8 protein-coding genes are annotated in these 11,932 nt (G+C 68.9%); 5 read left to right on the top strand and 3 right to left on the bottom strand.

Annotated features, from left to right (window positions below):
• Window positions 1-42 precede the first annotated feature (42 nt).
• From ACTRO_RS09425 to ACTRO_RS09405, 5 genes are all read left to right on the top strand, one after another.
• Window positions 43-3,438 carry a phosphodiester glycosidase family protein gene (locus ACTRO_RS09425; RefSeq protein WP_034262799.1) on the top strand — a complete coding sequence of 1,132 codons (3,396 nt, stop codon included), beginning with the start codon at window positions 43-45 and terminating at the stop codon, window positions 3,436-3,438.
• A gap of 225 nt (window positions 3,439-3,663) precedes the next feature.
• Window positions 3,664-4,689: a glycosyl hydrolase 53 family protein gene (locus ACTRO_RS09420; RefSeq protein WP_211244170.1), complete on the top strand. Its 1,026-nt coding sequence runs from the start codon at window positions 3,664-3,666 to the stop codon at window positions 4,687-4,689.
• 88 nt (window positions 4,690-4,777) lie between these two features.
• The gene (locus ACTRO_RS09415) at window positions 4,778-6,436 is read left to right on the top strand and encodes a rhamnogalacturonan lyase B N-terminal domain-containing protein (RefSeq protein ID WP_051450564.1); all 1,659 of its coding nucleotides are present in this window, start codon (window positions 4,778-4,780) and stop codon (window positions 6,434-6,436) included.
• Window positions 6,437-6,599: 163 nt separating this feature from the next.
• Complete coding sequence (locus tag ACTRO_RS09410) at window positions 6,600-7,796, top strand: mannosyltransferase family protein (protein WP_051450563.1); 1,197 nt, start codon at window positions 6,600-6,602, stop codon at window positions 7,794-7,796.
• A 145-nt stretch (window positions 7,797-7,941) separates the two neighbouring features.
• Window positions 7,942-8,727: a class I SAM-dependent methyltransferase gene (locus ACTRO_RS09405; RefSeq protein WP_051450562.1), complete on the top strand. Its 786-nt coding sequence runs from the start codon at window positions 7,942-7,944 to the stop codon at window positions 8,725-8,727.
• 77 nt (window positions 8,728-8,804) lie between these two features.
• Here ACTRO_RS09405 and ACTRO_RS09400 read toward each other — a convergent pair whose 3' ends face one another.
• The 3 genes from ACTRO_RS09400 to ACTRO_RS09390 all read right to left on the bottom strand — a co-directional run bounded on the left by ACTRO_RS09400 (window position 8,805) and on the right by ACTRO_RS09390 (window position 11,854).
• Window positions 8,805-9,884 carry an ABC transporter substrate-binding protein gene (locus ACTRO_RS09400; protein ID WP_034262795.1) on the bottom strand — a complete coding sequence of 360 codons (1,080 nt, stop codon included), beginning with the start codon at window positions 9,882-9,884 and terminating at the stop codon, window positions 8,805-8,807.
• 92 nt (window positions 9,885-9,976) lie between these two features.
• Window positions 9,977-10,912, bottom strand: coding sequence for an ABC transporter permease (locus ACTRO_RS09395; protein ID WP_084316116.1), 936 nt, complete (start codon window positions 10,910-10,912; stop codon window positions 9,977-9,979).
• 93 nt (window positions 10,913-11,005) lie between these two features.
• Window positions 11,006-11,854, bottom strand: a complete 849-nt coding sequence (locus ACTRO_RS09390) for an ABC transporter ATP-binding protein (protein ID WP_245594334.1) — start codon at window positions 11,852-11,854, stop codon at window positions 11,006-11,008.
• Window positions 11,855-11,932 lie beyond the last annotated feature (78 nt).

Genomic DNA, 11,932 nt, shown 5'->3' with positions numbered 1-11,932 from the left:
AAGAAAGCAACCAATCCGGGCGATGATTGGTATGTTTTCGCCATGCGAACCCTGCCCCGCTCGGCGACGGCCCGCGCGGCCGCCCTCTTGCTGCTGGCCACGCTCACGACGGGCGGTAACGCCGCCCAGGCGGCGTCCGGCGCTGCGGGCGCGAGCTCCTGGCTGCCGTCGACACCGGCCGGCTGGCCGCAGGTGGTCGACTACGACAGAACTCAGGCCTCGGAGATCACCAGGGGCGTCGAAGCGTACGCCGAGACGTACGACACGGTCGCCGGCCGCGAGCATATCCGGGTTCTGTCAGCCGACCTGGCCGACCCGAACGTGCGCGCCGGTGTCGTGGCGGCGGATGACTCGGTCCTCGACCCGGCCGACGAGAGGACCTCGTCGATGGCCGACCGCACCGGCGCCGTCGCCGGCGTCAACGGCGGGTACTTCGACATCAACGCTACCGGCCAGCCGATCGGCGGCGTGATCAGCGACGGCACGATGCTCAAGTCGCCGCAGCCGGGTTTCAACGCCCAGCTCGGTGTGAAGCCCGACGGCACCATCGTCATGGGGCCGGAGAACTTCTCCGGGAGCGTCACCGATGGCGCCGACACCTACGCGCTGAGCTCCGTCAACACCGAGAGCGATGTGGCCGCCGGCCGTATCAGCGAGGTGACGCCGGACCTCGGCGCCGCAAGCGGTCTGGCCGCGGCCACGCTGGTGACCGGCCGGGCAGGATCGGATGGATCGCTCACGGTCGAGAGCGTGCAGACCGGCGTCACGTCGCTGGCCCGGCTCCCACAGGGCGAGCTCGGCCTCCTGGCAGCCGGCGCGGGCGGCAGCTGGCTCGCGGACACCACGCACGTGGGCGACGTCGTGAAGCTGACCACGCAGCTTTCCCCCGACGGTGACCTCACGCAACTGCTGAGCGGCGTGACGATGCTGGTGAAGGACGGTCAGGTCTACAACGATCCGACCGGAACACCGCCGAGCGGGTTGAATCCGGAGACGGCGATCGGCATCAGTCAGGACGGCACTCAGGTTTTCGCCGTCGCCATCGACGGGCACGGCGCCGAGGACACCGCGATCGGCGTGACGCCGGCCGAGGCCGCGGCGTACATGGTGGCGCACGGCGCGTACACCGCAGAACTCTTCGACGGCGGCGGCTCCACCACCGAGGTGGCACGCGAACCGGGCGCCTCCAAGGTGTCCGTACTGAACACGCCCTCTGATCTGCCGGGCAACACCGAGCGGCCGGTCGCCGACGGACTCTTCTTCTACTCCACCGAGGCGAAGGCGGCGCCGGCTGCCAGAACCGTGATCAACGGCGCCGCGCCCGTGACCACGGTCGCGGGCGGTTCCCTTGCAGTGCCGGTATACGCGACCGACGCGCTCGGCAATCCGGCCGCCGGGAGCACGGCCGTCCGGATCGAGCCGCCGTCGCTGGCGAGCTGGTCGAACGGCGTGCTCACGCCGAAGCGAAGCGGCTCCGGAATCATCATCGCCACGAACGGCTCCGCGCGGAGCGTGCAGCAGCTCAAAGTCGTCTCCAAGCTCGCCTCTCTCGCCATCTCGCCGGACACGCCTGATCTCGGTTCCGGTGCTGCGCAACAGTTCTCACTCAGCGGCACGGCGACCGGTCGCCGCGGCAGTGTGCAAGTGCCCGCCGACGCGGCGACCTGGACGGTGAGTCCGTCGTCCCTCGGCAGCGTCGATGCGCACGGACTGTTCACCGCAGCCACGTCCGGCGGCGGCATGGCCACGGTGACCGCCACCGTCGACAGCGCCACAGCCACCGCATCAGTAGCCGTCGGCAGCGTCGCAGAGCTCATCGACCCGATGTCGAGCACCACAGCGTGGGCGCTGTCGAACAACACCACCGGAAAGACGGCGACGCTCATCGCCGCCCCTGGCGATGTGCCGCCCGACTCCACCGCAACCGGCTCGCTCGCGCTCAGCTACACGATGCCGGCCGGCTCTGGAGTCAAGCAGTTGGTTCTCTCTCCGCGGACGACGCTGCGCACGACCACTGACAGCGGCCGCTCGCCGGACGGCATCGGCATGTGGATCAAGGGCGACGGAACCGGGATCGAACTCGCAGAGTCCTACATCGGTGCCGGCGGCGCGCGGACCACGCTTTACCCGACCACGGTGACATGGAACGGCTGGCAGTTCGTCGTCGCGCAGCTGCCTGCGGGCCTGCAGTACCCGCTGAGTATCTCCTTCATCGACTTCCTGGCCATAAGCCCGAGCACCACCACGACCGGCTCGCTCGAAGTCAGTGGTCTGCAGGCGCTCTACTCGCCGCGGCCGCTGACAACCCCGGCCTATCAAGCGATCCCGGAAAACCCGGGATGGCTCAGCTACCGAGAAGACTCCGCGGACTTCGCCAAGCACGGAAGCACGCTGCTCGTGGGCGGCGACGCTGACCTCGTCGCATCAGCGCCGACCTCGACGGCCGCTGAAGCCGTGCAGTCCGTCGCGACCGCGCTACCCGGCCTCAGCCCGCAGGCCACGCCCGACGCAGCCCAGTTCCTCGGCGACATGTCGGGCGACGGCACCACCGCCGACCTTCAGGTCGCCCAAAGAGCGATCAGCGGACTGAATATCCCGGGTCGCAACGCCGTGGGCGGCGGCGAGATCACGGCGGGCAAGAATCCTGAGACCGGCGACTACGCCCAGGTTTTCGGCGCCACCCACTACGCGTACACCGAGGGCGCGGCGACGATCATCGTCACCGACAGCGCGCACGGGGGCATCCTGGCGTCCGACGCGTATCAGGCTCCGGCGGAATCGCAGTATGCGTGGCTGGTGCAGCAGCTGACCGCTGCCACGACGAAGGACGTGCTCGTCGCAACCCAGCTCCCCGCTTACGACCCGACCGCCAACGGCAAGAACGAGTTCACCGACCGGTGGGAGGCGCAGATGTACGTGCGCCTGCTGCAGAAGTATCAGCAGGCTCATCCGGAGAAGCACGTCATCATGCTCGCCGGAGACGCGACGGGCTTCAGCGAGCAGATCCTCGACCCGACGGGCGAGAACGTCGACGCGGCGCACGGCGGGATCCCTCAGTTCACCTTCGCAGACCTCGGCGGTACGAGCGTCGCCACGGCTGACGAGGGCGGCTTCGTCCACTTCGGCCTCATCCGGATCGACGCAAGCGGCACGCTCGAGTTCGCGGTAGAGCCCGTACTCACCGGGATCGCCATCGCCGCGCCCGCGACGACCGTGGCAGTGGGCTCCGTCACCACACTCACCGCAACCGGCACTGAAGTGGGAGGCGGAGTGATGCCCATCGCCGATCCCGCTTCCCACGTGTGGTCGTCCAGCGACAGCCGGATCGCCTCCATCGACCCCGTCACCGGCAGGCTTATCGCCCACCGCGTCGGCACGGTGACCATCTCCGTCTCCTGCGGATCCGGGGCCGCTTCGACAGCGGTGACTGTGGGCTGATTCCCCGGTTCCCGTGTGATCGCTCCCGGTTCACGTGAACTTCGGCGCGATGAAAGCTTCAGCTCCGCAGGCCCGGATCTGAGGCCCAGCACCAGGATCCATGCAGGTGACAGCCCTGCCCTGACATGGACCGATTGAACGTCCGGCGACTTGTTCAGCATGCTGTTGTCGATGGCCCTCGCGCTCCTTATTTTGTTTGGGAGCGTTCACGGCAAAGGAGCCATGATGAGCGAACGGTTGATCACCAGGCGGAATCTGTTGCAGACGACCGCCGTCGGGGCGGGCGCGCTGGCGCTGGGACAGTTCGGGGTGGCGCCGCCCGCCTCCGCAGCCACCTTCTACACCGGCGCGGACGTCAGCTGGGTTCCGCAGATGGAGGCGGCCGGCTACTACTGGCTGAACTCCAGCGGAGTGCGCGAGGACATCCTGACCATCCTCAAGGGGTACGGCCTGAACGCCGTGCGGCTGCGCACCTGGGTCAACCCGTCCAGCGACCCGGTCAACGGGCACTGCAGCATCGACGAGACCGCGGCGATGGCCGTGCGGGCCAAGGCCGCGGGCCTGGCGGTCGACATCGACTACCACTTCGGCGACACCTGGAACTCGGTGGGCGTGCAGAACCCGCCGGCCGCGTGGGCGAGCATGACCTACAGCCAGATGCTCACGGCCATGTCCAACTACGTCTTCCACACGATGAACGTGATCAAGTACTACGGCGTCACCCCCACCTGGGTGCAGATCGGCAACGAGATCAACGGCGGCATCTGCCATCCCGTCGGCAGCGTGTCCAAGCCGGCGCAGATGACCGGCCTGCTCAACACGGCGCACGACATGGTCAAAGAGGTCTTCCCCAGCGCGCTCGTGATGATCCACCTGGCCCAGCCGCAGAATTACAGCTCCCTGACGACCTTCTTCAGCGGTTTCAGCGGCAACGGCGGCAAGTGGGACATGAACGGGTTCTCCTCCTACGGCAGCGCCAGCGTCGCGGCCGGGATCGTCGCGAACATGGCGTCGATCTCGAACGCGTACGGCAAGCCGTACATGCAGGTGGAGTTCGGCGGCCAGGTAGGCAAGGTCTCCAGCACCGAGTCGGCGCTCGAGGCCTATGTAACGGCGCTGCGGGCCAACGGCGGACAGGGCCTCCTGTACTGGGAGCCCGAGGTCTACACCCAGTTCACCGACTACACCATGGGCGCGTGGAACTCCAGCACCTTCGAGCCCACCGCCATCATGAACGGCTTCACCGCCTGAGCGCCTGAGCTCCTCGCCGCCGCCACCCTCACCCGTGCGCCCCACACGCACACCCACAACCCTCACCCACGACAACGGAGTCACCCACATGACGGATCCGCAGTCCCCTCCGAGCCGCCGTCAGTTCCTCAGCCGCGCGGGCGCGGGGGCGCTCGTGCTCGGCCTCGGCGCGGCCGGCGCCGAGCAGCTGCTCGTCCCCGACCGGGCCGAGGCGGCGACCGCGTTCGGGTACACCAGCAGCGGCGGCTACTACACGGTGAGCACCGGCGCCGGGCTGACGTTCAAGATCAGCCAGTCGAACGGCGACATGACCTCGTTCGCGTACAACGGCGTCGAGCTGACCTCGCCGAGCCGCCCCTCGAACGTCGAGTCCGGCCTCGGCAGCGGCGCGAGCATCAGCGCCTACCAGACCGGGAACTACATCGTGGTCACCGAGTCGGTCACCAACTGGTACGGCTCGGGGACCCTGCACCACTACATGGTCGTGCAGAGCGGCGTGAACAACGTCTACATGGCCACCTACGTCGGCAGCGCCGGCGAAGTGCGCTGGATCCAGTCGCTGAATCGCAGTGTGCTGCCGAACATGTCGGTGTACTCCGACACCAAGGGCGGCACGGCGATCGAGTCCACCGACATTTACCTGGTCGGCAGCCAGACCCGGTCGAAGTACTACGGCAACCGCCAGGCCAAGGACCTGACCATCCGCGGCGTCACCGGCAGCGGTGTCGGGGTGTTCATGGACTTCGGCAATCGTGAGTCCAGCAGCGGCGGGCCGTTCTTCCGGGACATCGAGCAGCAGGGCACCTCGGACTCGATCCAGGTCTACAACTACCTGTGGTCCGGCCACAACGACACCGAGGCGCAGCGCCTGAACGTCCTCTACGGCCCCTACGCCGTCATGGTCACCAACGGCTCGACCCCCTCGGCGCCCGACCTGAGCTTCATGTACAACTTCGGCTTCCAGGGCACGGTGAGCAGTTCGGGCCGCGGATACGTGGTCGGCAAGGCGATCGGTGTCACCGTGGCGACCGCGATGGTCGGCTGGGCGAACTCGACCGCGCAGTACTGGGCGACCACGGACCCCTCGACCGGAAACTTCTCCAGCCCCGCGATGAAGCCTGGAACTTACACGCAGACGCTGTACCAAGGCGAACTGGCCGTGGCCACGCGCAGCGTCACGGTCACCGCCGGCGCCACCACGACCGGCCAGAACATGGACAACGGCTGGTCCACGCCGGCGTCGCCCGTCTTCCAGATCGGCACCTGGGACGGCGCGCCCACCGGCTTCAAGAACTTCGCCAACCTGTCGCTGATGCACCCCTCCGACACGCGCGACGCGAGCTGGGGCCCGGTCACCTACACCGTCGGCAGCAGCCAGACCAGCGACTTCCCGGCGTACCAGTGGAAAGGCGTGAACAACCCGACCACCGTCAAGTTCACCCTCAGCTCGAGCCAGATCGCCGCGCGCACCATCCGGATCGGGCTCACCGCCGCGTACGCCGGCGGCCGTCCGCAGATCTCCGTGAACAGCTGGACCTCGTCCGCGCCGGCGGCCTCGACCCAGCCCAGCTCGCGCAGCCTGACCATCGGCACCTATCGCGGCAACAACGCGCTCTACACCTACAACGTGCCGGCCAGTGCCTTCGTCACCGGCACGAACACGCTGGTCATCACCGCGATCAGCGGTTCCAGCGGCACCGAGTACCTCAGCCCCGGCTACAGCTACGACTGCGTCGACATGTACTGAAGACCTCGCGGATCCCTCGTTCCGCCCTCGCCCGGTGTTGGAGATTTCACCGATCGGTCGGGGGCGGCGCCGCGCCGTGAAGTCGGTCGAATTCGGTTCCGCGGGCGCCCGATCCCTACACTGTGCTTCGCCGACGCGCGGCAGACCTGGGGGGAGATCCGCAATGCTCGACCGCACCCTTGCGACACCGGCCATGCCGGTCACGGTTGAGCCCGTCGAGGCGGCGGAGCTCGACGAGGCGGTTGAGCCCCCGGTCCGTCGGCGCGCGCCGAAGAGGCTCACCCGGCTCGACCGCCGGGACTGGGGCGCGATAGGCGTGGTGCTCGGCGCGCACGTGGCCCTCGCCGTCATCACGTACTGCTCCGCCTGGATCGAGGGCTCGAACGGCAGTCATCTCCCGCTGACCCGCGGCTACCAGCAGTGGGACGCGAACCTCTACGTCAACTACGCGCAGCACGGGCTGTTCTCCGCCGCCTCGACGCCGAACAACGCCGCCTTCCTGCCCGGGTTTCCGCTGCTGCTCGCGGCCGTGCACCTGATCCTGCGCAACTGGATCGACGCGGCGCTGCTCATCTCGCTCGTCGCCGACTGCTTCACCGCGGTGCTGCTGAACCGGATGGCCGGCAGCACGCGCGCGGCCCTGTTCCTGTGCGCGGCCCCCGCGGCCGCCTTCCTGGGTGTCGGCTACAGCGAGCCGTTGTTCCTGGCCTTCGCCGTGGGTGCGTGGTACCTCGCCGAACGCGGGAACTGGCCGTACGCCGCAGTGCTGGCGGCTCTGGCCGGCCTCACCCGGATCGACGGGCTCGCCCTGATTCCGGCCCTGATGCTCCTCGCCTTCGCGAACCCGGTCGGCAAGAGGCTGCGGGCCCTGGCCTACTCGGCCTTGGCGATCGCCGGACCCTTGATGTACGAGCTGTACCTCGAGGCCTCGACGGGCAGCTGGACCGCCTGGCAGCAGGCGAATCAGAAGGGCTGGGGCCTGCAGACCGACTGGCCGTGGACGGCGCTCGAGTCGAGCTGGCGCGGAGCGTTCGAGTACCGGGACGGCGCGGGCGCGTACGCCTGGTCGTACCAGCTGGAGCTGGCGTGCACGGTCGCCGCGGCGGTGCTGGTGGTCGTGCTGCTGTGGCAGCGATCCTGGGCGCAGGCCTGCTATTGCGGGCTGGTGCTGGCCGGCATGGTCTTCGTCAACACCCAGCAGGGGGCCGATCGCGGCTTCCTGATCTGCTTCCCGCTCTACCTCGTGCTGGCCCGCGCCGCGGAACGGCGCGCCTGGATCGGCAGCGCGTACGTATGGGTGAGCGCACCGGTCGCCGTGGTCCTGGCGTTCCTCTACACCGCGGGGTCCTGGGCCAACTGAGCGGCCGGCGCCGTTCCGCATTCCACCCCTCATTCGACCGTCATATCAGGGTGCGCGTATTGCGCGAGCCCTCAGTGGCGGCTGCGCTCAAATAGGCGACGAAACGGTATTTACCGGTACAGAGCTCACATATACGCTAGGCGCCATGAACTCGGATACGGATACTGCGAAAGCCGCGAAGGCCACGTCCTTCGGCGCGGCCGCGGAGGACTACGACCGGTACCGGCTCGGCATGCCGCAGGAGGTGGCCGACGCGATCCTGCCGAGCGGGATCGGGGCGGTGCTCGACCTCGGCGCCGGGACCGGCGCGATGACCCGGCGGCTGGTCGGGCGCGCCGAGAAGGTCTACGCCGTCGATCCCGACCCGCGGATGACCGCGCTGCTGGCCCGCGGCTGTCCCGACGTCGAGGTGCGCCAGGGGACCGGCGAGGACATCCCGCTGCCGGACGCCTGCGTGGACACCGTGGTGGTCTCCGCCGCCTGGCACTGGATGGACCCGGCGGCGGCGATCCCGCAGATCGCCAGGGTCCTGCGACCGGGCGGCACGCTGTGCATCGTGTGGAACCGGCGCGACCGCTCGGTGCCCTGGGTGGCCGACTTCGAAGCCCTGCGCCTCGAGGTCACCGCGGCCGACGACTGGATCGACGAGCGGATCCGGTACTACGCCTCAGAGCCCTGGCTTCCGGCCGGATCGCCTTTCGCGGACATCCGCATCGAAGCGCCGGCCTGGTCCTGCCCGATGACCAAGTACGAACTCGCCCACCTGCCCACGACCTTCCACGCCTTCATCGCCGCCCCGGAAGAGGACAAGCCGGAGATGCTGCGCAAGTTCATCGAGCACGTCGTGGGCGACGCCCGGATCGTGGCCGGCGCGGACGGACGGGTGCCGCTGCCCATGCTCACCCAGGTCTGGCGCGCCACCCGGCAGTAGCCGGATCCACCGCCCGCCCGGGTCCCCGGAGCCGCTGCTCCGGGGACCCGAGACGTTCGGCCGCTCAGGGCTTCGCGTCAGCTCGTGCTGGACGCGGCCTGCACGAACGCGTCGGTGTATGTCTGCGACAGGTCCACCGTCTTGCCCTTGACCTGCGGGTCGAAGGCCGAGAGCACCCGGTTCACGCTCTGCGGGCCGTCGGCCGGCATCAGGCCGGTCGGGCTGTAGACGCCGATCTCGTTGGCCAGCGACTCCTCCCACGCGGTCTTGCTCGCGGTGCCGAGGAACCAGCTCGGGATCACCGCGGCGATCTGCTCGACCGAGTGGCTCTGGACGTACTTGAGGCCCATCTCCAGCGCGTTCACGATCCTCTGCACGGTGTCGTGGTGCTGCTGGACGTACGAGGTCTCGAAGGACAGCGCGGTGCCCGGGTACGGTCCGCCGAGCGCGGCCTCGGTGCCGCTCGCCGAGCGCAGGTCCACGATGATCTTTGCGGCCTTCTGCGACAGCAGCGAGGAGATCGTCGGCTCGGTGGTGACGCCGAGGTCGACCTCGTCGTGCTGCATCGCCGCGATGAACGTCGGGCCCGCCGCGATGGCGACCGGATGCAGGGTACTGACGTCGACGCCGTTGTGGGCGGCGAGGTACTCCGCGAGGAACTCGGTGGAGCTGCCGAGACCGGTGATGCCCAGCTTCTTGTCGGACTCGTCGGCCGGCGAGGTGATCGTGGCCGCCTCGTCCGTGCGCACCAACTCCGCCATGCCCGGGGCCTGGTTGAGCTGGATCACCGACTCGGTCGCGGTGCCCTTGGCCCGCAGGTCGATGTTGTGGTCGTAGAACCCGATGACGCCGTTGACCTTCCCGGCGATCATGTCCGTCCAGGCCAGGCTGCCGCTCGTGACGCTGACGATGGAGAGGTTGATCCCTTCCTTCTTGAAGTAGCCGAGCGACTCGGCCAGCACCAGCGGCAGGTAGGTCTGGTTGGTCTTGTTCGACAGCGCGAAGCTGATGTTGACGGCCGGAGCCGCGGCTGCGCCCCCGGACGCGGGGGACGAGGGTGATGAGGCATTGCTGGAACAGCCGGCGGCGGTCGCGGCGAGCACCACCGCGAGCAGGGTGACCGCGGGCCTGGCCCGGTGCAGGGGTATGCGGAACATGGCTGAACACCTTTTCTTTGCGCGCGTGCGCGTGGGTGGGGAGGGAGGGTTTTCCTGGTGGGGCGGGCCGAGGAGCGGGGGTGGTGCCCGGGTCACACCTCGGCCGTGAGGGCGCGGCGGCGCGGTTTCCACCGCAGGAACCGCCGCTCGAGGACGTTGATCAGCGCCTCCGCGGTGATGGCGAGCACCGTGGTGACGATCAGCCCCGCGTAGACGCCGTCGGGGTCGAAGTTCCCCTGCGACTGCTCGATCAGCAGGCCGAGGCCCTGGGTGGAGCCGAGCAGCTCGCCGACCACGGCGCCGGTGATGGCCAGGCCGAACGCGACCCGCAGGCTGGCGATGATCCAGCTGAGCGTGGAGGGCAGCACCACGTGCAGGAAGGTCGCCGTGCGCCCGGCGCCGAGCACGTGCGCGTGCGCGATCAGATTGCGGTCCACCTCGCGCGCGCCCTGGAAGGTGTTGAAGAACACGCTGAAGAAGACCAGCAGGATCGCCAGCGCGATCTTCGAGGTCATGCCGGTGCCGAACCAGATCACGAACACCGAGCCCAGCACGATCCGCGGAATCGCGTTGAAGGTGCCGATGTAGACCGTGAACACGCGCGCGAGCCAGCCGATCCGGCCGAGCAGCATGCCCATCGCGACGCCGCACACCACGCCCACGCCGAAGCCGATCAGGGTCTCCTGCATGGTCACCCAGGCCTGCTGCCAGAGCGCGCCCTGCCCGGTGCCGTGCCGGATCCAGGCGTAGAGCTCCTTCCCGGTGCCGCCTGGGGAGCCGTAGAAGAACACGTCGATACTCTTGGTGTCCACGGCCAGCTGCCAGCTGCCGAGCACGGCCAGGAGCAGGCCGATCTGGGTCGCGGGCACCCAGGCCCGGCGGCCGAAGGCGCGCAGCCGGCGTTCTTTCGCCGGCCTGCCGGGCGCGGCGTCAGGGGAGGGGTGGGGGTGGGGTGGGGCGTCCGCGGAACCGGCCGGGAGCGGCGGATCCGACAGACCGTCGGAAATGTGGGTTTCGGGAGTCAACATCGCAGCAGCTTCACGACTTTACGAACTTGACGATTTCGCGTCGTCGGCTTCAGGTTTCATTCAGGTTCACCCCTTGGACGGGGTGGGGCGCCGTCAGGCCGCGGTGGTGGCGCGGGCGTAGGCGATCCGGACTTCGTCGCTCAGGCAGCTCCAGATCTTCTCGTAGAGGTCGACGAAGCGCGGCTGGAAGCGGATCTCGCGCAGCGACCGCGGCCGGGGGAGGTCGATGACGAACTCCTCCTTGACCGTGGCCGGGCGCGCGGTGATCACGATCACCCGGTCCGCCAGCGCGATCGCCTCCTCGAGGTCGTGGGTGACGAACAGCACCGAGGCGCCGAGCGACTCCCACAGCGCGAGCAGCTCGTCCGCCATGATCTGCCGGGTCTGCGCGTCCAGAGCGGAGAACGGCTCGTCCATCAGCAGCAGGCCCGGCCGGTTGACGAAGGTCTGGGCCAGCGCGACGCGCTTGCGCATGCCGCCGGAGAGCTGGTGCGGGTAGTGCTGTTCGAAGCCCTCCAGGCCGACCCGGACGATCCACTCGCGCGCCTGGTCCAGCGACGCCTTCCGGCCGGCGCCGCGGAACCGGGGCCCGGCCGCGACGTTGGCCAGCACCGTCTTCCACGGGAAGAGCGCGTCGTGCTGGAAGACGAAGCCGGTGCGCGGATCCGTGCCGGCCAGCTCGACCTTGTCCACCAGGACGCTGCCGGAGCTCGGCGCCTCCAGACCCGCGACCATCGAGAGCACCGTGGACTTGCCGCAGCCGCTCGGCCCGATCAGCACGCAGAACTCGCCCGGCGCCACCTCGAGTTCGAAGTCCGCCACGACGGTGCGCGCCCCGGTCGCCGGATCGGCGAAACGCTTGGTCAGCGCGGTCAGGCCGAGCACCGGAGGGGAGGCGGGCGCGGCCCGGGAGCGCGGGTCCGCCCTCGACGCTCGCATCATGCAATCCGCCTCTCGTCCGGACCGAATTCGCGGCCTGAAGATGTGTATGGGTGATGAGAATGCCATCACGGAGTCAAG

The sequence above is a fragment of the Actinospica robiniae DSM 44927 genome, assembly GCF_000504285.1.
Lineage (GTDB): Bacteria > Actinomycetota > Actinomycetes > Streptomycetales > Catenulisporaceae > Actinospica > Actinospica robiniae.
Note: the sequence above shows the minus strand (reverse complement) of the source record. Positions and strands in the feature narration are given on the sequence as shown.

What these genes read in the sequence shown, in the direction of transcription:
- ACTRO_RS09390 (WP_245594334.1), bottom strand. Translation starts at nt 11,854, where the DNA reads ATGATGCGAGCGTCGAGGGCGGACCCGCGCTCCCGGGCCGCGCCCGCC.
- ACTRO_RS09420 (WP_211244170.1), top strand. Translation starts at nt 3,664, where the DNA reads ATGAGCGAACGGTTGATCACCAGGCGGAATCTGTTGCAGACGACCGCC.
- ACTRO_RS09395 (WP_084316116.1), bottom strand. Translation starts at nt 10,912, where the DNA reads ATGTTGACTCCCGAAACCCACATTTCCGACGGTCTGTCGGATCCGCCG.
- ACTRO_RS09415 (WP_051450564.1), top strand. Translation starts at nt 4,778, where the DNA reads ATGACGGATCCGCAGTCCCCTCCGAGCCGCCGTCAGTTCCTCAGCCGC.
- ACTRO_RS09405 (WP_051450562.1), top strand. Translation starts at nt 7,942, where the DNA reads ATGAACTCGGATACGGATACTGCGAAAGCCGCGAAGGCCACGTCCTTC.
- ACTRO_RS09410 (WP_051450563.1), top strand. Translation starts at nt 6,600, where the DNA reads ATGCTCGACCGCACCCTTGCGACACCGGCCATGCCGGTCACGGTTGAG.
- ACTRO_RS09400 (WP_034262795.1), bottom strand. Translation starts at nt 9,884, where the DNA reads ATGTTCCGCATACCCCTGCACCGGGCCAGGCCCGCGGTCACCCTGCTC.
- ACTRO_RS09425 (WP_034262799.1), top strand. Translation starts at nt 43, where the DNA reads ATGCGAACCCTGCCCCGCTCGGCGACGGCCCGCGCGGCCGCCCTCTTG.